The sequence below is a fragment of the Vreelandella arctica genome (genome assembly GCF_037070215.1).
Lineage (GTDB): Bacteria > Pseudomonadota > Gammaproteobacteria > Pseudomonadales > Halomonadaceae > Vreelandella > Vreelandella arctica.
Window position 1 is genome coordinate 184,301 of the sequence record NZ_JBANSN010000008.1, and the last position, 23,385, is coordinate 207,685.

20 protein-coding genes are annotated in these 23,385 nt (G+C 55.2%); 7 read left to right on the plus strand and 13 right to left on the minus strand.

Annotated elements, in window-relative coordinates; all coding sequences use genetic code 11:
* Nucleotides 1-38: 38 nt before the first annotated feature.
* Nucleotides 39-308, plus strand: coding sequence for an HPr family phosphocarrier protein (locus V8L70_RS09970; protein WP_336269327.1), 270 nt, complete (start codon nt 39-41; stop codon nt 306-308).
* Between the two features lie 35 nt (nt 309-343).
* Here V8L70_RS09970 and pmbA read toward each other — a convergent pair whose 3' ends face one another.
* Entirely contained in the window at nt 344-1,684 is a 1,341-nt protein-coding gene (pmbA, locus tag V8L70_RS09975) for a metalloprotease PmbA (RefSeq protein WP_336269328.1), read from the minus strand.
* A 139-nt stretch (nt 1,685-1,823) separates the two neighbouring features.
* Between pmbA and yjgA the strand changes: the two genes are divergently transcribed.
* On the plus strand, nt 1,824-2,345 hold the full coding sequence (gene yjgA, locus V8L70_RS09980; protein ID WP_336269329.1) for a ribosome biogenesis factor YjgA: 522 nt from the start codon (nt 1,824-1,826) through the stop codon (nt 2,343-2,345).
* Nucleotides 2,346-2,354: 9 nt separating this feature from the next.
* Here the strand turns inward: yjgA and tldD are convergent, their stop codons facing one another.
* From tldD to V8L70_RS10015, 7 genes are all read right to left on the minus strand, one after another.
* Nucleotides 2,355-3,806, minus strand: coding sequence for a metalloprotease TldD (tldD, locus tag V8L70_RS09985; protein WP_008958644.1), 1,452 nt, complete (start codon nt 3,804-3,806; stop codon nt 2,355-2,357).
* Nucleotides 3,803-7,657 (minus strand): YhdP family phospholipid transporter, encoded by a 3,855-nt coding sequence (locus tag V8L70_RS09990; protein ID WP_101146245.1) that lies wholly within the window; start codon nt 7,655-7,657, stop codon nt 3,803-3,805. The genes tldD and V8L70_RS09990 overlap by 4 nt, the downstream gene beginning before the upstream one ends.
* 2 nt (nt 7,658-7,659) lie before the next feature.
* Complete coding sequence (gene rng, locus V8L70_RS09995; RefSeq protein WP_008958642.1) at nt 7,660-9,123, minus strand: ribonuclease G; 1,464 nt, start codon at nt 9,121-9,123, stop codon at nt 7,660-7,662.
* 67 nt (nt 9,124-9,190) lie between these two features.
* The gene (locus V8L70_RS10000) at nt 9,191-9,772 is read right to left on the minus strand and encodes a Maf family protein (RefSeq protein WP_101146246.1); all 582 of its coding nucleotides are present in this window, start codon (nt 9,770-9,772) and stop codon (nt 9,191-9,193) included.
* A complete protein-coding gene (gene mreD, locus V8L70_RS10005; RefSeq protein ID WP_008958640.1) occupies nt 9,769-10,257 on the minus strand; it encodes a rod shape-determining protein MreD in 489 nt (162 codons plus the stop codon). The genes V8L70_RS10000 and mreD overlap by 4 nt, the downstream gene beginning before the upstream one ends.
* The gene (gene mreC, locus V8L70_RS10010; protein WP_101146247.1) at nt 10,257-11,186 is read right to left on the minus strand and encodes a rod shape-determining protein MreC; all 930 of its coding nucleotides are present in this window, start codon (nt 11,184-11,186) and stop codon (nt 10,257-10,259) included. The genes mreD and mreC overlap by 1 nt, the downstream gene beginning before the upstream one ends.
* 23 nt (nt 11,187-11,209) lie before the next feature.
* Entirely contained in the window at nt 11,210-12,247 is a 1,038-nt protein-coding gene (locus tag V8L70_RS10015) for a rod shape-determining protein (RefSeq protein WP_008958638.1), read from the minus strand.
* 228 nt (nt 12,248-12,475) lie between these two features.
* Here V8L70_RS10015 and gatC point away from each other — a divergent pair, with 228 nt between their 5' ends.
* From gatC to gatB, 3 genes are all read left to right on the plus strand, one after another.
* A complete protein-coding gene (gene gatC, locus V8L70_RS10020; RefSeq protein ID WP_008958637.1) occupies nt 12,476-12,763 on the plus strand; it encodes an Asp-tRNA(Asn)/Glu-tRNA(Gln) amidotransferase subunit GatC in 288 nt (95 codons plus the stop codon).
* A gap of 71 nt (nt 12,764-12,834) precedes the next feature.
* Nucleotides 12,835-14,295, plus strand: a complete 1,461-nt coding sequence (gene gatA / locus V8L70_RS10025; protein ID WP_101146248.1) for an Asp-tRNA(Asn)/Glu-tRNA(Gln) amidotransferase subunit GatA — start codon at nt 12,835-12,837, stop codon at nt 14,293-14,295.
* Nucleotides 14,295-15,749, plus strand: coding sequence for an Asp-tRNA(Asn)/Glu-tRNA(Gln) amidotransferase subunit GatB (gatB, locus tag V8L70_RS10030; protein ID WP_101146249.1), 1,455 nt, complete (start codon nt 14,295-14,297; stop codon nt 15,747-15,749). Before gatA ends, gatB begins: the two co-directional genes overlap by 1 nt.
* A 170-nt stretch (nt 15,750-15,919) precedes the next feature.
* Here the strand turns inward: gatB and sixA are convergent, their stop codons facing one another.
* The 4 genes from sixA to V8L70_RS10050 form a co-directional block, all read right to left on the minus strand.
* Complete coding sequence (sixA, locus tag V8L70_RS10035) at nt 15,920-16,399, minus strand: phosphohistidine phosphatase SixA (protein ID WP_101146250.1); 480 nt, start codon at nt 16,397-16,399, stop codon at nt 15,920-15,922.
* Nucleotides 16,392-17,495 (minus strand): NAD(P)H-dependent glycerol-3-phosphate dehydrogenase, encoded by a 1,104-nt coding sequence (locus V8L70_RS10040; protein ID WP_101146251.1) that lies wholly within the window; start codon nt 17,493-17,495, stop codon nt 16,392-16,394. Before V8L70_RS10040 ends, sixA begins: the two co-directional genes overlap by 8 nt.
* Nucleotides 17,496-17,661: 166 nt before the next feature.
* Nucleotides 17,662-19,596, minus strand: coding sequence for a molecular chaperone HtpG (gene htpG / locus V8L70_RS10045; protein WP_101146252.1), 1,935 nt, complete (start codon nt 19,594-19,596; stop codon nt 17,662-17,664).
* Nucleotides 19,597-19,729: 133 nt separating this feature from the next.
* Nucleotides 19,730-20,062 (minus strand): YkvA family protein, encoded by a 333-nt coding sequence (locus tag V8L70_RS10050; protein WP_101146253.1) that lies wholly within the window; start codon nt 20,060-20,062, stop codon nt 19,730-19,732.
* A gap of 137 nt (nt 20,063-20,199) precedes the next feature.
* Between V8L70_RS10050 and V8L70_RS10055 the strand changes: the two genes are divergently transcribed.
* Nucleotides 20,200-22,149 carry a transglycosylase SLT domain-containing protein gene (locus tag V8L70_RS10055; protein ID WP_101146254.1) on the plus strand — a complete coding sequence of 650 codons (1,950 nt, stop codon included), beginning with the start codon at nt 20,200-20,202 and terminating at the stop codon, nt 22,147-22,149.
* A 30-nt stretch (nt 22,150-22,179) separates the two neighbouring features.
* Here V8L70_RS10055 and V8L70_RS10060 read toward each other — a convergent pair whose 3' ends face one another.
* Nucleotides 22,180-22,836 (minus strand): LysE family translocator, encoded by a 657-nt coding sequence (locus tag V8L70_RS10060; RefSeq protein WP_101146255.1) that lies wholly within the window; start codon nt 22,834-22,836, stop codon nt 22,180-22,182.
* 135 nt (nt 22,837-22,971) lie between these two features.
* On the opposite strand from V8L70_RS10060, the gene V8L70_RS10065 reads away from it, so the two are divergent.
* Complete coding sequence (locus tag V8L70_RS10065; RefSeq protein WP_007114660.1) at nt 22,972-23,175, plus strand: cold-shock protein; 204 nt, start codon at nt 22,972-22,974, stop codon at nt 23,173-23,175.
* The last annotated feature ends 210 nt before the right edge of the window (nt 23,176-23,385 follow it).

Sequence of the window (23,385 nt, forward strand, 5' to 3'; positions counted from 1 at the left end):
TACCCATTAATGACACCACTCGGCAAAAAGGAACCAGGGTGCCAGAAAGAATACTTACACTTACCAATCAACGCGGACTCCACGCCCGCGCGGCGACAAAACTGGTCAAATGCGGCCAGCGCTATACGGCTAAAATAAGGGTTTATAAACAGCAACAGGTCGCCGACGCCGCCAATATTATGTCGTTGCTGATGCTGGCGGCACCCTGCGGTACCGAGCTCATCATCAACGCCGAAGGCGATGACGCTGAACAGGCGCTTGATGCGATTCAAGCGCTGTTCGATGCCCGCTTTGAAGAAGATCAGTAATCGGTTCTGGTTGCTAAAGTTTAAGTTGCTGAGGATTAGTCACCGGCCACCGTCATGGCGTCAATTAACCAACTGCCCGTGTGAACACTGCCACGGGTATCGGTGTCATCGCCAATCCCCACTAACCCGGCGAACATCCGCTCCAGGTTACCGGCAATGGTGAACTCTTCGACCGGGTACTGCACTTCACCGTTCTCCACCCAAAAGCCCGCCGCCCCGCGGGAGTAGTCACCGGTCACGCCATTGACGCCCTGACCCATCAGTTCTGTCACCCAAATTCCCTGCCCCATCTCCTGCAGCAAGCTATCACGGGATTGCAACGGCGCCATTAGGCGTACATTACGCGCCCCACCGGCATTACCCGTGGTTTGCATACTCAGCCGCCGAGCACTGTAAGAAGAGAGCATATAGCTGGCAATAGAGCCCTGGTTGATAAAGCGGTTATTGCGTGTCTGTACCCCTTCTCCATCAAATGGCGAGCTCGCCGTGGCACCGACTTCCATTGGCCGCTCTTCAAGGCTGAACCAATCGGGAAACAGCGGCGTACCGAGCCGATCACACAGAAACGAGGCTTGGCGGTATAACGCCCCGCCGGCGATACCGCCGAGTAAGTGACCAATCAAACCACCGGCTAACGACGGATCAAACAGGACCGGAAAGGTACCCGTGGGCGGACGTTTGGCACCCAGCCGACGCAATGTGCGGGCAGCCGCTTCACGGCCCACCTCGGCAGGGTCACGTAACGCTTGTGGATCACGGGCAGAGGTATAGTCGTAGTCGCGCTGCATACCGCTTGTATCTTGGGCGATCAGCATGCACGACAGCGAATGGCTGCTGCCTTTTTGAGTGCCTAAAAAGCCGTGGCTATTGGCGTAAACGCGCACGCCTTCACCGCTTGAGAGTGACGCGCCGTCCGATTGAGAGATGCCTTCCACATCACGCCCCGCCTGCTCGCAGGCAAGTGCCAATTCAATCGCTTGGTCGGTGGTGAGCGCCCAGGGATAATGCACTTTTAAGTCCGGCAGCTCGGTCGCCATCAGTGAGCCATCGGCCAACCCTGCCGCCGGGTCTTCACCGGTATAGCGAGCGATCGCTAGCGCTTTCTCCACCGCTGCCTGAATCGAGGCGCTGCTGGCGTCTGTAGAAGAAGCGCTGCCCTTACGTTGGCCCACGTAAAGCGTAACGGCGATACCTTGATCGCGCGAAAGCTCAACCGTTTCAACTTCACCCTGGCGAACGCTGACGCCTATGCCTTGATCCACACTTGCGCCTACCTCTGCGGCATCCGCGCCCAATCGCTTCGCCAGCGCTAGCGCCTCTTCGGCCCGCGCGGTCAGTAACGACTGCTGAGCAGATGCATCAAATGCTTGTGCCATATGGCCTCCTTTTTCAACCGAATGACTCTCAACCAAATATCTTTCAAGAGAGTGCCTTTCAAGAGAGTGTCTTCGGCGAATCAATGTTGTACTCGCAGCTGTTATAATGCTGCAACGAATCTTGTCAGTGAGTCACACTATGCGTAAGCAACGTCCCGATCCAGTTGAAGTAGAAGACCAAGAAGAACGCCCTAGCAAATCGCAACTCAAACGTGAAATGCATGCTTTACAAGCACTTGGGGAAACCTTAATTGCCATGCGACCGGCAGAACGCGCCCGCTTCCCGCTTTCCGACGATATGCTACGCGCTATCGAGGAAACCTCGCGCATCCGCTCCCATGAGGGCCGCCGCCGCCATATGCAGTACGTCGGCAAGTTAATCCGTAAAGAGGATCTGGCTGCCATTCAGGCCGTGTTCGACTCCATTGATCAACAGCAGGAGCAGCGCGACCACGCTTTCCACCGCCTCGAAAAATGGCGGGAGCGCTTAATTGACGAGGGCGATGAGGCTGTCGACCTATTCATGACCGAACACCCCGATGCCGACCGCCAAACGCTGCGTCAATTAATTCGTAACGCTCAGCGGGAACGCGAACAGGGCAAACCGCCGACCAGCTCGCGTAAACTCTTCAAACACCTGCGCGAAACGCTCGCTCTTTAAGGCCTGCACTTAAGATTGCGTACCGCCGACGGTCAGCTCATCCAATTTCAGGGTAGGCTGGCCGACACCGACCGGCACGCCCTGCCCCTCTTTACCGCACACGCCAATACCAGTATCCAACGCCATATCATGACCAATCATGGATACCCGCTGCATCGCTTCTGGGCCGTTACCAATTAACGTGGCTCCTTTCACCGGCGCCGTTACTTTGCCATCTTCAATGAGGTAGGCTTCGCTGGCGGAGAACACGAATTTACCCGAGGTAATATCCACCTGGCCGCCGCCAAAGCTGACCGCGTAAATACCGCGCTTTACGCTTTTGATAATATCGCTAGGCTCATCCTGACCAGCCAGCATGACCGTATTGGTCATGCGTGGCATCGGCAAGTGGGCGAAAGATTCACGTCGCGCGTTTCCTGTGGGCGCCATGCCCATTAATCGGGCATTGAGCTTATCCTGCATATAGCCCGTTAAAATGCCGTCTTCAATAAGCGGCGTATACTGACCCGGTGTCCCTTCGTCATCCACGCTCATCGAGCCACGGCTATCCGATATCGTCGCATCGTCGACAATGGTGACGCCTTTAGCGGCCACGCGCTCGCCCATCTTGCCGGCAAAGGCGGAACTGCCTTTACGATTGAAATCACCTTCCAGGCCGTGCCCTACCGCTTCATGCAGCAAGATCCCCGGCCAGCCGGATGCCAACACCACAGGCATTTGCCCTGCGGGTGCATCGATGGCTTCCAGGTTGACCAATGCCTGACGCACCGCCTCTTTGGCGTAATGCTCCGCCACTTGATCATCGCGCAGTTTAGCCATGGAGTAACGACCGCCACCACCGGCGCTGCCGCGTTCGCGACGCCCATTCTTAACTGCAATCACGCTGACATTGAAGCGCACCAGCGGGCGGATATCGGCCGCCAACGTGCCATCACTAGCCCGTACCAACACCACTTCATAAGTGCCCGATAAGGAGGCACTTACCTGGCTAATACTGGGATCGGCAGCACGCGCCACACGGTCAGCCTGTTTCAGCATGGCGACTTTTTCTTCAGCACTCAGGCCGGCCAAGGGATCAATCCCTGCATAGCGCGACATGGCGGACACTGGACTAACCAGCTGCCCAGGCAAGCGCTTACCACTGCGCACAATGCCAGCCGCGGTGCGACCGGTATCCATCAATGCATCAGCGGTAATTTGGTTGGAGTAGGCAAAACCGGTCTTCTCACCCGCCAGCGAACGCACGCCGACACCGCCATCGATATTATAACTGGCCTCTTTTACCTCGCTATCTTCCAGCACCCAGCCCTCTTGCCAAGTCCGCTGAAAATAAAGGTCGGCGTAGTCAATACCCGCGCCCATGGCGTAGCCTAGCCCTGTTTCCAGAGCGTCTAAATCCAATCCTCCGGGAGTCAACAGGATGGCTGCAGCGGTATCTACATCACTTTTATATGCGGTCATTGGGGGCCTTCTAAAGTAACCTGCGGCGAGGTCCAAGGGCCTCGCACGCGATAATGAAGCGTTGTGGCGCGATCTAGGGCATCGCCAAACAGTTGATCGGCGAGGAATAGCGCGCCGCCGACGATGGGCGCACCAACGGCAATGGCCGCAATCGGCAAACTTTGCGTCACTGGCAGTGTGACGCCAAGCCGCTGGTCAAGTTCACGCGTTACAAGGTCGACGTTGCCTGTCAACGTTAGGGTGGTGGCCGGGGCGTCAATTTGCAATGGGCCGCGAAGTGTTAGCAGTCCACCGGTTACATCGGCGGTACCGTTGACACGGTCAAATGCAGTGCCTTGGCCGGTAACGTCAGAAAAATCCAAGCGCAGCCGTCGTAAGATGTTATCGAAATTGAGCAAGCCGATTAACCGCGCCGGTGCCGATTCCAGGGTGACAAAGCTGCCGTCACGAATGTCAGTGCTGATATAGCCATCGGCATGCCTTAACGCCAGTTGCCAGGGGGCGCCCGGCCAATCCAGCGAGGCCACCACATCGGTGCTGCGGCTGCGCATGGCCACAGGCTGGTCTAGGCGCTCAAGGGCGGTGCCGATATCCCCACCTTGAATTGAGATGTCCGCACGGGTGTGGCTGGATGCGGCGTTACCCTCCCAGTGCAGCTCGCCTCGTGCGGAGAGCTGGCCCAGGGTCAAACCAACCGGAGTGAGCGAAAAGCGCTCTCCATCGGTTTTCCAGTAGGCGGTCAACGGACCGAAACGGCGGGGCCCCATGGAAATTTCGGCTAACCGTAATCGCCCATTAGGCACATCGGCCAGCCAATCGGGAATGGCGGCTGGCGCCTCGCGCTGGGTTTTAACCGCTTGCATCCAGGAGTCTGGCGTAGGCGAATCACTATCATGTTGCTTGTTAGCTAACACCAGCAAACGATCAAGCGACAACGCTTCAATCGTCATATCCAAAGGCTGCGGCGATTGCACATTATACTGCAAACGCCCGGTCACAAGATTACCGCTTAAATCCATATCAATGAGGTCACCGTTCATACCACCGGTGGCACTAAGGCTGCCTAAACACTCATCTTGATAAACCACGCAGGGTGTCGTTAACGCTACTGTTAAGGGCACCTGACCGTTGCCACTGCTGGGCGTAGATGCGCCTTTTGCCATTAACGGTGCAATCGCCTGCTGCCAAGCCAGCGGGTCAATACGCGGCACATCGGCATCAATGCTTAACCCGGCCTGCGTAGGCCAAGTGTGCGTGCGCGTTGCCTCATTGCCTAGATATAGCGACCCAGCAATAGAGCCATTGCGCTGCTGAAGTCGCGCGGAAGCAATATCAGCCAAACGGCTTTCGATCTGTCCAGCTTCAATGTCAGCCGTCACGCTCCAGGGCCATGGCTGCTGGGCCGACTTGGCAAAGGGTGCCGGTAAATGACTGGTGACACCGAGTAAACGGCTTTCCAGGCGCAGGGTTGGCGTGGGCATTAAGCTGACATTGCCTTGCCACTGTAGCTGCCCTTCTAACGGCAGGCGCCCTTGGCTGTCATTTAACCCAGCAAGCTCAAAAAGTGCAGAGGTCGCTACATTACCCTGCAGCTGTATTCTGTCGTTTTGGGTGTGGATATCTGCGGCTATTTGTCCGCCTAGCAATTGGCCACTGGCGTCACCCACCAGCCCGCTGCTCTCTCCGTCCTGCAGCCAAGCGAGGTCACCCTGGACCGACTGAAGCCGTAAACCCAGCGGCTGGTAAACCACTTCGGAGAAGCGTGGCAAGGCGTTAATTTCCAGTTGCAGCGCATCAGGCGTTTCCAGCGGTAGCGACAAGGCAATATCGCCATTAACATCGCCCGTTACGCGCAGATCACTCAGTGGGGAAAGATCAATATCGGGCATCGCCTGTAAAAAGGTCGTTAACGCCGAACCATCCGCCTTCAACTGGCCCGATAGATTAAGTATCTCATTCTCCATCACCACTTCACCCTCTGAAGCAGTAACACCATGGCTTTGAGCATGTTCAACTTCAGCCTTTAACACCTTATTTTGCCATTTCAGACGACCCTCAACGTCATCAAGGCGTGGCCAGCCTGGCGCAATCGGCAAATGGCCTTGTGTAATTGCCAGCGCAAGTGTGGCGGTAAAATCCTCAACGGTTACCGTTTCTCCTAAGGGCTGGCTTAGCTGTAACGACCCCTCGGTGACATAGCCACCGATATCGTTGAGCAGCCAATCGCGTAGCCCTTCATCCATCACGCTAAGCGGCAGCCATTGAGCCAGTGGTCTGTCTAGCGCGTCCACCTCACTAAAATCTAGATCTAAGCCAAAATGGCCGCGCTGATTACCGGTGACTAAACCAAAACCACCCGACACCTGAGCGCCATCCCAGTCAACGCTGAGGTTCTTGCCACTCACCATGGTATTGGGACCATCGTATACCCACTCTACTTCTCCTTCGGCACGTCTTAACTGCATGGGAGCGGCAAAAAACTCGGGGAAATAGAGGGTACTGTCGCCGTCGCTGCTAAACAGTACACGGCCACGAAAATCCCGCGCCTGCACCCAGGCATCCAACGGGCCACCGCCTGGGGCCTGCTGCCAAGGCGAGACCTCGACACCGGTTAGGGCCGCATTGACTCCCCAGCGACCATCTTGCTGCCCAACGTGCAACCCCTGCACTTGCCCGCGGGGGGCAAGGGTTTGCAATACTCGCGTTACTGACTCAGGTAGCAATACATAATCGCGCCAGGCTGTCAGCGAGGCGAGTTCAAAGGCACTGGTGCGAACTTCCCACATCCCTGGTTGATGGGTGGCGTGCCAGTATCGCGGCAAGGCCGGACCAACGCTGCCCCCGGGGGGTTGCGCCCACTCGACGCTCTCGGCGTCACCACTTAGCCAGGCCTCGCCCCCGTCGCCGTCACGCTGCCATAAGCCATTCGCTGCAATATCCCTTAGCACCGCGTATTGAACATTATGGCGAAGGGTTAACTGGGGCACATTGACGGCAACACGGGCTTCCTCAAGACGTCCAGCGCTCCAGCGGCCCCATAACCGCGCACTCCCCCCAGCCTGCTCTAAATAGGCGGCATGATCAGGACGGAACATAGCGGCCAACACTACCAATTGGTCAAGCTGAATATCCAGCTGCAGTGCTGCAGAAAAGTCGCTCAAGCCATGTTGACCGGGCTGCATCTCAACCTTAATTTCAGCCGCGGGAAGGGCAACCTTGCGCGCCTGCTGGAGGGATTCTGCAATATTGATCGCGCCTTCCAGCCGTGTGCGCCGTTCATCGCCAGTCAGCAGCAGCGTCTCGGCATGCAACATCACGGTATCGTGTCTACCATGCAGCACCACGCGGGTGTCATCTACCCATAGACGCTGGCGCAATATGAGTTCAGCCCAGTCATCAATAGCGGCCAGATCGACCTCCGGTTCAGCCGCCATTAATAGCGGCAACTCGGCCGGCTCAGGCCATTGCCAAGAGGCTCCCGTGCCTTGATAGAGATGAAACTCGGTTCCGCTTATGCGTGCGTCGCTAAAAATCGGCGCCATATTGACAAGCGACGCCCAGGTATCCAAACGCAGCCCCGCATGGTCCAGGGAAAACAGTGCTTGGCCATCAGGCGTTTCTGCGTTCAACCCATCAAGGCGTAACAGCAGGTCGCTCCGGGCGAAGGAAAGCGATAACCGCTCAATAGTAACCGGCACGCCAATACGCGCTTCAAGCAGCGCTTCAATGCGGGGGGTAAGAGCGTCGGATTGACTAAAAGCCAAGCGAAGCAGTAGCAGCAACACAGCGGCGCTACCCAGCAGCCAAGCCGCTATCAGTAAACTCCAACGCACCAGCGAACTAGTCTGCATGATTACATCAGTACGATATCGTACTGCTCTTGGGAGTAGTGCTGTTCAACCTGGAAGCGGATCGTTTTATTAATAAATGTCTCCAGGTCTGCTACCGCAGCTGACTCCTCATCTAATAGACGATCAACGACTGACTGCGAGGCAAGCACCATGTAAGTTTCGGCACTGTAGGCGCGCTCCTCTCGGAGAATCTCGCGAAAGATTTCATAGCAGACCGTTTCCGGGGTTTTCAGCGTTCCACGGCCACTGCAAGTGGGGCAGGCTTCACAGAGCGTCTGCTCCAAACTTTCCCGGGTACGCTTACGAGTAAGCTGAACAAGGCCTAGTTCGGTGACGCCGGTACACTTGGTTTTGGCGTGATCGCGCTCTAAGGCTTTTTCCAGCACCCGCAATACCTGCCGCTGATGCTCAACATCAATCATATCGATAAAGTCGATAATGATAATGCCGCCCAGATTACGCAGCCGAAGCTGGCGGGCAATCGCCGTCGCTGCTTCAAGATTGGTCTTGAAAATGGTCTCTTCAAGATTGCGGTGCCCCACATAACCACCGGTATTCACATCAATGGTGGTCATGGCCTCAGTGGGGTCAATGACCAAATAGCCACCAGACTTGAGCTGTACCTTACGGCCTAACGCTTTCTGGATCTCATCTTCGACGCTGTAGAGATCAAAGATGGGGCGCTCGCCGGGGTAGTACTCAATACGCTCAACCGCAGCAGGCATAAACTCTTCAGCAAACTCTACCAGCTTGACGAAGTTTTCTCGTGAGTCGATACGCACTTTTTCGATATCGTCGCGCATAACGTCGCGTAGCGTACGCATAAAGAGCGGTAAATCATCATAAATCACGCTTTGTGGCGTCGCGGTAACTTTACGCTCACTTACCTTGCGCCATAGACGCAGCAAGAAATACATATCGCCTTTCAGTTCTTCATCGCCCACCCCTTCAGCGGCGGTGCGAACAATAAAGCCACCCGTCACTTCCAGCGTTTGCTCTGCTACGCTGCTATCCAGCAGTGCCTTTAAGCGCTCGCGTTCACGCTCATCTTCAATGCGCTGCGATACGCCATGGTGCGGCGAGTCCGGCATGTAGACCAAATAACGGGAAGGGATCGAAAGGTGCGTGGTTAAGCGCGCCCCTTTGCTACCAATAGGATCTTTAGTGGCCTGTACCACCAGCGCCTGCCCCTCGTGAAGCAACTGACCGATAGTTTGCTGCTCATCTGGAGGCGTACCTGGCGGCATTACTTCATGGGCATGAATAAACGCCGCCCGCTCTAAGCCAATATCAACAAAAGCAGCCTGCATTCCAGGCAGCACACGCACTACTTTGCCTTTGTAGATATTGCCCACGATACCACGCCGACGGGAACGCTCGATCAGTGCCTCTTGCAAAACACCATTTTCAACCAGCGCGACGCGGGTTTCCATTGGCGTTAAATTGATGAGAACTTCACCGCTCATGCAAAATTCCTTGTTGGTTGACGTATTCCTTGCCAGCGATCTAGGCGGCGCTCTCATCCAAGGGGAGTTAAACGCGCTGCCAGATGGGGACTCCCTGTCGACGTAGCAAGTGTGCCGTCTCAAACAGTGGTAGCCCTACCACCGCCGAATGACTGCCATGAATCTGTTTTACAAAGATCGCTGCTAATCCCTGTATGGCGTACCCACCTGCCTTATCAGCGGGCTCGCCGGTACGCCAGTAGGCAGCAATCTCATGTGCTTCTATTTCTCGCATGGTCACCTGGGTGATCACGCAGCAGGAGAGCATACCTTCAGGCCCACTCACCGCCACGGCGGTCAGCACTTCATGCTGCCTCCCGGAAAGCAGCCGCAGCATATCAGCCCCCTGCTCGGCATCCACCGGTTTACCTAGAATTCGCCCATCAACGACGACAGCGGTATCTGAACCTAACGTAGGTAAGTCAGTTAGGGGGGCTGCCGCCTTGGCTTTGGCAATCGCTAAGCGCTGTACATACGCTTGGGCCGACTCACCAACCAGTGGTGTCTCATCAATATCACAGGGGTTAACCGTGACCGACACACCAATAGATTCCAGCAAGGCCCGACGGCGTGGTGAGGCAGACGCTAAGCATAAAACAGGTGCGGTCATGAAGCGGCCAACCGGCGCTCGAATGCTTGGAACATGGTAGACAACCACGGCCATAAAAATGCACTGATCAGCGAGGGAATTAAAAAGGCCAGGTGAATTGAAAAATCACCCACGATGGTGCGCAGCCACTGCGCGACGAGCTGCACTAAGCCGAGCAACACCAACACGAGAGCCGACTGTTGTACCAGTGAATAAGCCCGGAAGCGTGGGTACACCAATGCACAAAGGAACGCTAAGAGCGAATAGATGAGAGCATGCTGCCCAAGCGCGGTGCCTTCGATTAAATCCATCAAAATGCCTAGTACAAAGCCATGAAAAACGCCGACTCTGTCGGGAGCTCGCATACACCAGTAAATTAGCATAAGCCCCAGCCATTCAGGCCGATATACCTGCCAGCCATCGGCCAGCGGCATGACTTGCAAACATAACGCCAATAGCAGGCTTAGCCAAATAGCTAAAATAGGCACAACCGGTGCACGCGCCATCAGGGCACCTCTTGATCGGGATTAGCAAGCCGTAGCGAGGAGCGTAACGCCTCTGCCGAGATATCCAGCGTTTCATCCCACGCATGCTCTTCCACTTCCACACGCGGAGGCGGGAAAAGCAGCAAAAAGTGGCGCGAGCGTTGTAACTGCGCCATGGGCTCGGCCGTTACACGCGCAAAGGGCTTACCAGGGTCGTGGAAAACCTCTGTTACGCGTGCGACGGGATACCCCGGCGGGAAACGCCCCGCTAACCCTGAAGTGGTTAGCAAGTCACCCTCACGAATATCCGCTGTATCGGGGACATGCATCACATTAACACTGCTGTAACGCCCGGCCCCCTGAACAATAAAGCGTAACCCATTACGGTTTAGCTGGACCGGCAAGGCATGACTGGCATCCGCTAATAGCAAAACGCGACTGGAATAGGCAGAGACAGCAGTAATTTGGCCCACCAAGCCAGAGGCGTCGATAACCGGCTGCCCCACGTAGGCGCCGTTACGGTGCCCACGATTGACTACCATTTGATGACTAAAAGGGTCATTATCCAGCGATAAAAGCTCCGCCGTGATATAGGGAATCTCACGACGTTCAGCGGCCCTTAGCAATTCGCGCAGCTCGCTGTTTTCCGCTGTTAAATTCGCCATTCGCTGACCACGATGGGAAAGGGTAAGAATCTGCTCACGCAGGCGACGGTTTTCATCCACCAGGGCCTGTTGATCAGAAAGTGCCAGCGACCCCCAATTCAACAGGTCACTAGGCACGCTAACCACCCATTGGATAGGGGCAACAACTGTCGACAGTTGCGCACGCACTTGTTCCATACGCGTGAAACGCTGGTCGACAAACATCAAAGCACTGGCAGCCAATACGCAAAAAAACAGCCGATAGCCCGGCAGTGGCCCGTGCGAAAACAGCGGCTTAATAGGCAATCCCCCGCAATTAACCGCTGCGATTAGTCGCTCGACAGCAACTCAAAGGTGTGCTGATCAATCATTTCCAGCGCTTTACCACCGCCACGAGCAACACAGGTCAACGGATCTTCAGCCACAATCACCGGCAAACCTGTCTCTTCAGCAATGAGCTTATCCAAATCGCGCAACAAAGCACCGCCACCCGTTAACACCAAGCCACGCTCGGCGATATCGGACGCCAATTCAGGGGGAGATTGTTCAAGCGCGCTTTTGATCGCTGCTACAATGGAACCCAGCGTTTCCTGCAATGCTTCCAGGATTTCGTGGGAATTGAGCGTAAAGCTGCGCGGGATACCTTCAGCCAGATTACGGCCACGCACATCAATTTCACGTAGCTCGCCACCTGGGTAGGCGCAGCCGATCTCTTCTTTGATGCGCTCAGCCGTCGCTTCACCAATCAAGCTGCCGTAGTGACGACGCACGTAAGCAGTGATCGCTTCATCAAAGCGGTCGCCGCCCACCCGGATAGACTCGGAATAGACCACGCCATTGAGAGAAATAATCGCGATTTCAGTGGTACCACCACCGATATCGACCACCATCGACCCTTGCGCTTCATCAACCGGAAGACCCGCACCAATAGCCGCTGCCATGGGCTCTTCAATCAAGAACACCTCGCGAGCACCAGCACCTTCCGCTGACTCGCGAATCGCCCGACGCTCGACTTGCGTTGACATGCAAGGAACGCACACCAGCACTCGTGGGCTGGGGGTTAGGAAAGTGCTTTGGTGAACTTTACGGATAAAGTGCTGAAGCATCTGCTCGGTGACGGTGAAGTCGGCAATGACACCATCTTTCATCGGCCGAATTGCCGTAATGTTGCCAGGCGTACGCCCCAGCATTCGCTTGGCATCAGTACCGACTGCCGCGACGCTACGCATATTGCCTGACTGGCGGATAGCAACCACGGACGGCTCATCAAGCACGATGCCGCGACCGCGTACATAAATCAGTGTGTTGGCTGTACCCAGATCAATCGATAGATCGCTGGAAAACAGCCCCCTTAAACGTTTAAACATGGATGTTGTTACCTAGTGCAGACCGGGAACCCTGTGCGGATGCAAACGGTATCACCGCAACCCCCTGGCAGCAAGCACGAGTCGTGCCTAATACTGCCCGTTAAGGCCAATATGTGGTACCTTTTGCGGCTATTTTCCACGTCTGCTACACAAGACGTTTTTTTGATATCGGTATGTATACCGCTTAAAGCGGATATTGTTCAATTACGTTTACGAGGAATATCGATCATGGCGCTTGAAGAATCTCATGTGCGCCGGGCCGCTCACTTGGCCCGACTCGCCGTCAGCGATGACCAAGCCAGCGGCTTTGTAGAAGACCTAAGCCGGATTCTGGACATGGTCGATCAGCTACAAAGCCTTGATACTGAAGGTGTTAAGCCGCTCGCTCATCCGTTAGATGCGACTCAGCGACTGCGCGCCGATGAAGTCACCGAATCTAACCAGCGTGATACCTTTCAGCGCTGTGCTCCGGCAGTGGAAAACGGCTTGTATCTGGTGCCTCGCGTCGTTGAATAACCGCGTCGTCGAGCTAACCCGAGCCAACCACACCGCCTCTTTTTTTCGCCCCTGAACGGAGCTTCCGGGTCATGTATGAGAAAACATTAACGCAACTCGCTGCTGCCTTAAAAAGCGGCGAGTTCTCAAGCCGAGAGCTGACCGCTCACTATTTGCAGCGCATTGAAAAAGCTGACGGCAAACTGAACAGTTTTATCAGCGTGACCGCTGAGCAAGCGCTGAAGCAAGCCGAAGTTGCTGATAACGCGCGGGCGGCGGGCACCGCTGGCACGCTGGCGGGCATCCCCCTGGCGCTTAAAGATATTTTTTGTACTCGCGATGTAAAAACCAGCTGCGGCTCAAAAATGCTGGATAGCTTTATCGCCCCCTACAATGCCACCGTCGTTGAAAAGCTGAACGCAGCGGGCACGATTAGTCTGGGCAAAACCAATATGGATGAGTTCGCCATGGGCTCTTCCAACGAAAACAGCTACTACGGTCCGGTTAAAAACCCTTGGGATTTGAACGCAGTACCGGGCGGCAGCTCCGGCGGCAGTGCCGCAGCGGTCGCGGCTGGCTTGGTGCCTGCCGCCATGGGCACCGATACCGGCGGCTCCATCCGCCAACCGGCGGCGTTTTGCGGCATCACTGGTTTGAAGCCCACTTATGGCCGTGTATCTCGCTTTGGCATTATTGCCTACGCTTCAAGTCTTGATCAGGCAGGCCCCATGGCACGTAGCGCCGAAGATTGCGCACACCTGTTGGGCGTTATTGCCGGTCACGATGGACGCGACTCCACCAGCGTCACCCGCGGCGTGCCGGACTATGTGGAAAGCCTTAATGCTCCGCTCTCAGGCTTAAAGATTGGCCTGCCTAAAGAGTATTTTGGCGATGGCTTAGATCCCGATGTTGAAAAGGCCGTACGCGAAGCAGTGAAAGTGTACGAATCTCTGGGCGCGACCGTGCGCGAAGTCAGCCTACCGCACACCCACTATGCGATTCCGGCTTACTATGTTATCGCCCCCGCCGAAGCCTCTTCGAACCTGTCACGCTACGACGGTGTGCGCTTTGGTTATCGCTGCGACAATCCCAGCGATTTGATTGATCTGTATACCCGCTCACGGGCTGAGGGCTTCGGTGAAGAGGTCAAGCGGCGCATCCTGATCGGCACTCATACGCTGTCGGAAGGTTTCTTTGACGCCTACTACACCAAGGCTCAAAAAGTACGTCGCCTGATCCGCCAGGACTTCCTAGACGCCTTTGAAGATGTGGATGTGCTGATGGGACCGGCCTCCCCCACGCCTGCTTTCGACCTAGGCGCTAAAAAAGATCCCGTATCAATGTACTTACAGGACATCTACACCATCGCGGTTAACCTGGCGGGCATCCCCGGCATCAGCGTACCGGCTGGCTTTTCCAATGGTCGGCCGGTGGGCCTGCAAATTCTCGGCACCCACTTCGCCGAAGCGCAGTTGCTAAATGTCGCTCACCAGTTTCAACAAGCGACCGATTGGCACCTACAACGTCCTGCCTTTGCCGAGGAGTACGCCTAATGCAATGGGAAACCGTGATTGGGCTTGAAGTCCACGTTCAGCTCGCAACGCGTTCAAAAATTTTCTCCGGTGCCTCAACGGCGTTTGGCGCTGAGCCCAACACCCAAGCGTGCGCGGTCGATTTAGGCCTGCCCGGCACATTGCCGGTGCTTAATGAACAGGCGGTGGCGATGGCCGTTCAGTTCGGCTTGGCGGTGCATGCGGATATCGCTGAAGTGTCGGTGTTTGACCGTAAGAATTACTTTTACCCCGACCTGCCCAAGGGCTATCAGACTAGTCAGATGTATCACCCCATCGTGGGGCCTGGCGACATTGAGATTACCCTGGAAGATGGCAGCACCAAGTGTATCCGCATTCACCATGCTCACCTTGAAGAGGATGCTGGCAAGTCGCTGCATGAAGATTTTCATGGTATGACCGGGATTGACCTGAACCGGGCTGGCACACCGCTGCTGGAAATCGTTTCAGAGCCCGATATGCGTAGCGCGAAAGAGGCCGCGGCGTATCTCAAGGCGATTCACTCGATCGTCACCTACCTGGGCATTTCTGACGGCAACATGGCGGAAGGCTCCATGCGCTGCGACGTTAACGTTTCAGTGCGTCCCACGGGTCAGGAGGCCTTTGGTACGCGCGCAGAGATTAAAAACGTTAACTCTTTCCGCTTCGTCGAACGTGCGATTGCATTTGAAGTTGAGCGTCAAATTGAGTTGATCGAAGATGGCGGCAGCGTGGTTCAAGAAACGCGCCTATTCGACCCGGATCGCGATGAAACCCGCAGCATGCGTACCAAGGAAGAAGCCAACGACTATCGCTACTTCCCCTGCCCCGACCTGCTGCCAGTAGTTCTTGATCAAGCCTACTTGGATCACTTACGCAGCCAGTTGCCTGAACTGCCTGCCGATAAGCGCGAACGGTTCCAAAACGAGCTGGGGCTATCTGCCTATGACGCCAATGTCATTTCAGCCAGCCGCGATATGGCCGAGTTCTTTGAGGCCGTGCATAACGAGTGCGGCGACGCTAAGCAGTCGGCTAACTGGGTACAGGGTGAGCTTTCCGGCGCCCTTAATCGCGAAAACCTAAGCATTGCCAACAGCCCGATTTCGGCGCGCCAGCTAGGCCAGCTGATCAGTCGCGTGCTGGACAACACCATCAACGGTAAAGCGGCAAAAGAGGTTTTTCAGGCGCTGTGGAATGGCCAGGGCGAATCCGCCGACGATATTATTGATGCCAAAGGGCTCAAACAAGTAACGGATACCGGCGCGATTGAAGCGATGATTGATCAAGTGATCGCCGACAGTCCCGCCCAGGTTGCCCAGTATCGTGATTCGGAGCCGGAAAAACGCGGCAAGATGATCGGCTACTTTGTCGGTCAGGTAATGAAAGCATCGCGTGGCACCGCCAACCCGCAGCAGGTGAATGGCTTGCTAAAAGAGAAGCTCGACGCGCTGTTGTAACGGCAGTTTTGGACAATCCGAACAACTCTTGGCGGGGGCGCTGTAAACCCCTCCCTGGGCGCTACTTTCGCCATCCTTGGCGAAAGACCCCCGCTACGAGTTGATTCGGAACTGAAATTTTCGAACAACTAGCGGCTGCCCCGGCAGCCGCTTTTTGGTCTTTATGGCCATCAAAGCTGGCTGGGCTGGGTAAAACGCTTCAGCTGCGCGCAGCCTGCCGCCCAGACCTCGGCTTCAAACTCAGCGATGGCGGCGGTAGGAAAACCAATGCCTTGGGCTGGACTCCCCTCGACCAACAGCCCCGCCAAATCGCCCACCAGCGGCATATGACTCACCAGCATAATCGGCGTGCCCTCAGGCTGTTCAAGCAGCCAGTCGCTCACAGCGCTGGGTGAGTCCTCTGGGGTGATAAAATCTAGCGTCTCAAGGGGAGTACCCAGCGCGTCGCACAGCGCTTGCGCGGTTTGCTGCGCTCGTGCGTAGGGGCTGGCATAAAGCGTTGGCATTGGCAATTCACCAGCAGCCACACGCTCGGCCAGCCAGCGCGCCATTTTTTCGACCTCACGCTCACCGCGCGATGTTAAGCGGCGCGCGTGATCGGGATACCCTGGCCCAGCCTCGCCATGGCGCATGATCAACATATCAGGCATTCGAGCCTCCGTTTTTTTGAGAGGGAGGAGCCTGGTCATGATGGGCTTGGTCGCGATGAGCCTGCTGAACAGCCTCACGGGGCAGAATAAACTCTACATCACTACTCTGCTCGCCCATCATCAGGGTGCGCGCCATCTCTTGAGCAGGCACGCCGTCAAACAGTACGTGATGAAGCCCTTCCGCCAACGGCATATAAACACCCATCTCGCTCGCTTTGGCGCATACCAGCTTCACTGTATTAACGCCTTCCGCCACTTGGCCAAGTGCATCAACGGCTTCTTCAAGCGTCCGCCCCTCTCCCATGGCATAGCCAACCCGGTAGTTACGCGATAAATTAGACGAGCAGGTAACGATCAAGTCTCCTACGCCTGCCAAGCCTAAAAAAGTCATCGGGTTAGCGCCCTGGGCAACCGCAAAGCGGCTCATTTCAGCCAGCGCGCGGGTCATCAACATACTGCGGGTGTTTTCACCCATACCCAGCGCCGCCGCCATGCCCGCCGCAATGGCGTAAATATTTTTTAGTGCGCCACCTAACTCAACACCGTGGCGATCATCGCTGGCGTAAACGCGGAAATAACGGCAGCCCAGCGCTTGCTGAACCCGCGTGCGGGTTAACGGGTCAGCGCTAGCAATGACCGTAGCGGTTAACTGTTTATCGGCAATTTCAGATGCCAAGTTAGGCCCTGCAATCACACCAATGTGGCTAAAGCCTGTCTCCTGTTCAAGCACCTGGCTCATGAGCAAGAAGCCGTCCTGCTCAATCCCTTTGGTGGTACTTACCAGAATTTGCTCAGGCCTCAGCCACGCTTTTGCTGCTTGCACCACGCTGCGAAAGGCCTTTGAGGGAATCGCAATCAGTACCAGGGAGGCATCAGCTAATACAGCCTGCATATCGGTTGAGGCTTCTACGGCTGGATTCATTGCGTAATGCGGCAGATAGCGCCCGTTACGGTGTTCGTTATTTATTTGCGCGACCAGCGTTTCGTCACGCATCCACTGACGGACGTGGGCGCCATTATCGGCGGCAATACTTGCTAATGCCGTACCGAAACTACCGCCTCCGAGTACGGCGACCTTAATTTGCTGCTCAGCCATGATGGTGTCCTAATAAGTCTCGCAGAACGTACACGCCCACTTTATCAAAACTAGCCTACTAAAACAGACGGCCCGCTTGGGTAACCAAACGGGCCGTTTTGGGCGCTGATAAATATGAGCGTTAGTTACTAACGCCTAAGCCATAGCGCCTTGGTGTAAGAACCTTCTAGGCGGTCAGCACACTGTTAAGGCGTTTCACGTAGGCGGCAGGATCATCCAAATGACCGCCTTCAGCAATGATGGCTTGATCCAGCAGGATGTAGGAAAGCTGCGTGAACAAATCACCTTCAGCCCCTTCCAAGCGGGCCACTAGCGCATGGCTGGGGTTCAGCTCAAGAATAGGCTTCACCTCGGGCAGCGGCTGCCCTGCCGCTTCCATAATGCGGCGCATCTGATAGCCCATCTCATGCTCAGGTAACACTACACAGGCGGGCGAGTCGGTCAGGCGATGCGTGATTTTCACTTCCTGCACGCCGTCGCCTAGCGCTTCTTTGACGCGCTTAACCAGATCCTCTTTCGCTTTAGCGGTCTCTTCCTGGGCTTTCTTCTCTGCTTCATCTTCTACATCACCAAGATCAAGCTCGCCCTTAGCGACATCGGCAAAGGTGTTGCCATCGAACTCAGTCAGATGGCTCATCAACCAATCATCAATACGATCCGACAACAGCAGTACTTCGATGCCTTTTTTACGGAAGATTTCCAGATGCGGGCTATTTTTCGCTGCATTAAAGCTATCCGCCACCACGTAATAAATCTTCTTCTGGCCTTCTTTCATGCGCTCCACATAATCAGCCAGCGCATGTTCCTGGGTAGCGGTATCGGTGTGGGTTGAAGCAAAGCGCAACAAACCAGCGATTTTTTCACGGTTAGACGGATCTTCGCCCGGCCCTTCTTTCAATACGCTACCAAAGGTATTCCAGAAGGTTTGATACTGCTCTTTGTCCTTGGCGAGTTTCTTGAGCATGTCCAAGCCACGCTTGGTAAGCGCCGACTTGATTTTATCGACATTGGGGTCTTGCTGGAGCAATTCACGAGAAACGTTGAGCGACAGCTCGCGGGTATCCAGCACACCTTTGATAAAGCGCAGATAAAGCGGTAGGAACTGTTCAGCATCGTCCATGATAAAGACACGCTGAACGTAGAGTTTCACCCCTCGTGCCCCATCACGGTCGAACATATCAAACGGGGCACGCCCTGGCACATACAGCAGGCTGGTATATTCAAGCTTGCCTTCGACTTTATTGTGACTCCAGGTCAGCGGGTCGGAAAAATCGTGGGCAACGTGCTTGTAGAACGCCTTGTACTCATCGTCGGAAACCTCGCTCTTAGGACGCGACCATAACGCCGTGGCCTCATTAATGGTTTCCCAGGTCGTTACTTCACTACCCTCAATGCTGTTGCCTTCGTCGTCCTTCGCCGTTTCAGTCTTCGGCATACGCACGGGCACTTCGATATGATCCGAATATTTACGTACCAGACTTTGTAGCCGGTAATCATCGGCGAACTCTTTGGCATCCTCTTTCAGGTGCAGGGTAATTTCGGTCCCGTGCTGGGCTCGCTCGATATCAGCAACGGTAAACTCGCCTTCCCCTTTGGAACGCCACTCGACACCTGCGCTGGCATCGGTACCTGCTTTACGGGTACGCACCGCGATTTCATCAGCAACAATAAAGCCAGAGTAGAAACCAACGCCGAACTGACCAATCAACTTGGCGTCTTTCTGCTGCTCACCGGAAAGTTGCTTGAGAAATTCAGCGGTACCTGAACGCGCGATGGTGCCTAAGTTAGCAATCACATCTTCGCGATTCATGCCTACACCGTTATCACGCAGGGTGATAGTGTTGGCTTCGTGGTCGTGCTCGATTTCGATACGCAACTCACTGTCGCCTTCATAGAGCGCATCGTTATCAAGGGCCGCGTAGCGAAGCTTATCGCAGGCGTCGGCGCCATTTGAGATAAGCTCGCGTAAGAAAATCTCCCGGTTAGAGTACAGAGAGTGGATCATCAAATTCAGCAGTTGCTTAACTTCCGTCTGAAAGCCTAGCGTTTCTTCGTGGTTAGCCGACTTATCAGTCGCTTGTTCGTGGGTAGCAGTAGTCATGCGCTTATCCCTTCTGGATCACGTTGGTCAATTGCCCCTGCGCTATTCAGCAGGAGCATAAAAAGGTTTCGTGGATCAAATATGGGGATAAGCAGCGCTTTTTCAAGCAGCTGAGGGTAAGAAACAGCAGAGCTTAAGAAGGCGTTAGGTCGGGGTCACCGTATTTCCAAGCACGATAGCCCTCTAAGCGCTGGTCGATCCGGTTGAGCAACCAGCCGACAATCAGCACATCGTCCACCACACCGATCAGCATGAGAAAATCGGGTATCAGATCAAACGGCAGTACCAAGTAACCCAAGGCTAATGCCATCATGCCAAATGCCGACCAGGGGATGGGGCGAAAATCACCACGGATCACGTCACGTGACATTGGTACAAACAGTTTTAGCGCACGCACAATACGTTTTGCCGCCCAAACGCGGGATTTGAGTCGACGCAGGAACCACCAAGTGGATAATGGGGCCATCGTAATTAAATCCTCCTAGTATCTGGGCAGTCAGATCATGGTTATTTACATTCGTTCAGTATAGCGGTTGCTCGATAATACCTGTGGACTACCTCCACCGAGCTTAAACAGAGTTAAATTGATAGAGAGAGAGCACCATGTTGGCTTCACCATTTCGCCATACCGCTCGCGCACTATGCACAACCCTGCTGGTGGGGCTACCCGCGTTTTCGTGGGCCGCCTCAGACAGTGAGTTACGCGATGCCCTCGCTGCCGCAAGAGAGCAGCAGTGGGAGCAGGTTGATAGCCGCTCAATAGAAAGCCATCCCTTAAAAGGCTATGTGGAATATCACCGGCTGAGGGGGCAACTGCCCCATCTATCGCCTGACAGCGTGCAAGGTTTTATCAACCAGTATGCTGATTCACCACTAGCGGTCTGGATGCGTGGCCAAGCGATTGCTAAGTATGGCCATGCAGGACGTTACAACGACTTACTAGCGGTCGCTGATGGCGAGCCAGCAGGTACAGCGCGGCAATGCTATTACTACACGGCGCTACTGGCTACTCAGCCCCAGCAGGCCAGCGAAGCAGGCCTTAAACTGTGGCGTACGGGCAGTTCACAGCCTGAGGCTTGCGATCCATTGTTTAACCGCCTGCGCGCTAACGGCACTATTGATGCCGCGGCCATCTGGGAACGCAAAATGTTGGCTTGGCAAGCCGGAGAAACGCGCCTTTCAAATTATCTGGGCGGGCTATTAAATGGCCAGTGGCAAACCGCGCTGGACACCATCGACAGTGTCACCACCAGCAGTCACGCAATCACTCAGGCGCCTTCGTGCCTAGGCCCGGAGTGTGCGGCTACCGCTAGCTTTTATCAGGCGGCCATGCAGCGATTTACACGAGAAGATACCCCCGCAGCGTTTGCTGCTTGGCAAGCGCTATCACCACGCCTAAACCTGCTGCCCAGCGACCGTGCAGCCATTGAGGAAGAGCTGGCTTTTTACGCTTTGGTCCGCGATGTGCCGGGTACACTTAGCTGGGTCGACAGCGTACTACCAACCCTTGAGAGCGAGCGTGTCTTAGAGCTGCGTGTTCGCCATGCATTGGCTAACCGTGACTGGAACGGCGTGCTTCACTGGGTTACCGAAATGCCGGTAGACCAACAGGAAAACAGTCGCTGGCAGTACTGGCTGGGCCGTGCCAACGCCCAGCTTGGCAACCATACAGCCGCCCAGGAACGTTACCAACGCGCGGCGACAGATCGCAGTTTTTACGGCTTTGCAGCCGCCGAAAAACTCGGACAGCCCTATCAGTTAAATATGGAACGCAATCATTTTGACGACGCGTCGCGGCAGCGTATAGCGCAACTACCTGCCGTTCAGCGTACCGAGGCATTGCTTCGTATTGGTGAAGATGGGCTTGCCAATAGCGAGTGGCTGCATGCGGTACAAACTGGCTCTCCACAGCAGGCACGCGCATTAGCCGATTATGCTGCCCAGCAGCAGTGGCATGCTCGCTTGGTGCAAACCACCATTGCAGCCGAGATGTGGGACGCCTTGGATTGGCGTTTTCCCCAGGCCTACCACGATAGCTTTCAGCACTGGGGCCGGCTCACCGGCGTTGATCCCTACCTACTGATGGCCATTACCCGCCGCGAAAGTGCTTATAATCCAAACGCCCTTTCGCCTGCAGGCGCGCGAGGCTTAATGCAACTAATGCCAGGCACTGCTAGCCAAGTCAGCCGCGAGCTGGGCATTAACGATCCAGGCCCCTACGGCGTGCTGGACCCAGAGCTAAATATCCGTTTGGGAAGCACCTACTTGCGTGACAAGCTGCAACGCTACCAGGGCAATCGCTTAGCAGCCGCTGCGGCTTATAACGCTGGCCCTGGTCGAGTTGACCAATGGCTAGGTGATGGCGTGGAGGCGTTTGACCTATTTGTGGAAAGCATCCCCTTCCGCGAAACCCGCGACTACGTACAAGCCGTCCTGAGCTATCGTGTGATTTTTGAAAGCCTTGCTAACGGTGGCAACAGCGAAGGCGTTTCGCTGCTGAGCGATAACGAACAGCAGGTACGCTACGACCGGGCGTTGCTCGCCCGTCGTTAGGCTAGCTACCCACTAGCCTTGGCGCCCGGTCTAAACCGGGCGCTGAGTGAGTGCAAGCCGGATACCAAAGATAACCAACACGGTTCCCGTAGCGGCGTTCAAGGTTTGCGCAAAACGCGCGTTGGCGAGCCACTTACCGGCACTCCCCACCATCATTACCACGCTGATCTGCCAAATATTGGCGATAATGAAATGCACGCCAGCCAGCCAAAGGGATTTCAGCAAAGCAGGATCGCCGGGGGCGATAAACTGAGGCAAAAACGCCATGTAGAAGACCACCGTTTTGGGGTTCAACACATTGGACAAAAAGCCCTCTTTGACTGGCTGCCAGCGAGAAACAGCAGGCGTATCTTTTAGTACGCCATTAACGGGCAGCGGCTGCCCTCGCCTCGCTGCCAATAAACTGGTGATCCCCAGCCAAATCAAGTATCCCGCCCCTACCAGCTTCAACATATGAAATGCCCAGGCCGATTGCAGCAGAATAAGCGAGATGCCTAACGCAGAGATAGTGGCATGGATAAACAGCCCACAGCAGATAGCTACACTGGTAGTCACACCATCGCGAATGCCTCCACGAGCCGTGTTACGGATGACTAGCAGCGTGTCGACGCCAGGGCTAATCGTAAGCAGCGTGATAGCCACCAGGAAGGAAATAAACTGCGCATCAACAAAACCCAACTGCATCATTTGTGCTTGCTCGCAAAGAAATAAAAAATCTTAGGTATGTGGCTGGACGACAGCCGCGTTTGCATCTAGAGTAATTGTAGCGGGTGGACAATTGAGTTGCCCGTTTGAATATTAAGCATGTTAAGGAAATAGAAAATGGCAACTGGCACAGTTAAGTGGTTCAACGATACTAAAGGCTTCGGCTTCATCTCTCCTGATGACGGCGGAGACGATCTGTTCGCCCACTTCTCCGAAATTCAAGCTGAAGGCTTCAAGACCCTGCAAGACGGTCAAAAAGTCAGCTTTGAAGTGACTCAGGGTAAAAAAGGCCTTCAGGCTTCCAACATCCGCCCAGCTTAATTGCTACCGGATGGACAAAGGCCCGCTAACGCGGGCCTTTTTTATGGCTGATTTTTAAGGCTCAGCTTAGCCACAACTGTTTATTCCTCGAGTTATAGTCAAATCTGGTGGATGGCAGTCAGGCGGCAGTCCTGTCTGATTGATCGGTTACCTGCTCCCCATCCTGAAACCGGACGTTGTTCACGACCAGCTCCAGCTTGCTGAACCCCT

Bases quoted from the DNA above. Each gene is read 5' to 3' on its own strand.
- gatB (WP_101146249.1), top strand. From the start codon at position 14,295: ATGCAATGGGAAACCGTGATTGGGCTTGAAGTCCACGTTCAGCTCGCA.
- gatA (WP_101146248.1), top strand. From the start codon at position 12,835: ATGTATGAGAAAACATTAACGCAACTCGCTGCTGCCTTAAAAAGCGGC.
- gatC (WP_008958637.1), top strand. From the start codon at position 12,476: ATGGCGCTTGAAGAATCTCATGTGCGCCGGGCCGCTCACTTGGCCCGA.
- V8L70_RS10050 (WP_101146253.1), bottom strand. From the start codon at position 20,062: ATGGCCCCATTATCCACTTGGTGGTTCCTGCGTCGACTCAAATCCCGC.
- V8L70_RS10060 (WP_101146255.1), bottom strand. From the start codon at position 22,836: ATGATGCAGTTGGGTTTTGTTGATGCGCAGTTTATTTCCTTCCTGGTG.
- mreD (WP_008958640.1), bottom strand. From the start codon at position 10,257: ATGGCGCGTGCACCGGTTGTGCCTATTTTAGCTATTTGGCTAAGCCTG.
- V8L70_RS10040 (WP_101146251.1), bottom strand. From the start codon at position 17,495: ATGGCTGAGCAGCAAATTAAGGTCGCCGTACTCGGAGGCGGTAGTTTC.
- yjgA (WP_336269329.1), top strand. From the start codon at position 1,824: ATGCGTAAGCAACGTCCCGATCCAGTTGAAGTAGAAGACCAAGAAGAA.
- sixA (WP_101146250.1), bottom strand. From the start codon at position 16,399: ATGCCTGATATGTTGATCATGCGCCATGGCGAGGCTGGGCCAGGGTAT.
- tldD (WP_008958644.1), bottom strand. From the start codon at position 3,806: ATGACCGCATATAAAAGTGATGTAGATACCGCTGCAGCCATCCTGTTG.
- pmbA (WP_336269328.1), bottom strand. From the start codon at position 1,684: ATGGCACAAGCATTTGATGCATCTGCTCAGCAGTCGTTACTGACCGCG.
- V8L70_RS10055 (WP_101146254.1), top strand. From the start codon at position 20,200: ATGTTGGCTTCACCATTTCGCCATACCGCTCGCGCACTATGCACAACC.
- V8L70_RS10015 (WP_008958638.1), bottom strand. From the start codon at position 12,247: ATGTTTAAACGTTTAAGGGGGCTGTTTTCCAGCGATCTATCGATTGAT.
- htpG (WP_101146252.1), bottom strand. From the start codon at position 19,596: ATGACTACTGCTACCCACGAACAAGCGACTGATAAGTCGGCTAACCAC.
- rng (WP_008958642.1), bottom strand. From the start codon at position 9,123: ATGAGCGGTGAAGTTCTCATCAATTTAACGCCAATGGAAACCCGCGTC.
- V8L70_RS10065 (WP_007114660.1), top strand. From the start codon at position 22,972: ATGGCAACTGGCACAGTTAAGTGGTTCAACGATACTAAAGGCTTCGGC.
- V8L70_RS09990 (WP_101146245.1), bottom strand. From the start codon at position 7,657: ATGCAGACTAGTTCGCTGGTGCGTTGGAGTTTACTGATAGCGGCTTGG.
- V8L70_RS10000 (WP_101146246.1), bottom strand. From the start codon at position 9,772: ATGACCGCACCTGTTTTATGCTTAGCGTCTGCCTCACCACGCCGTCGG.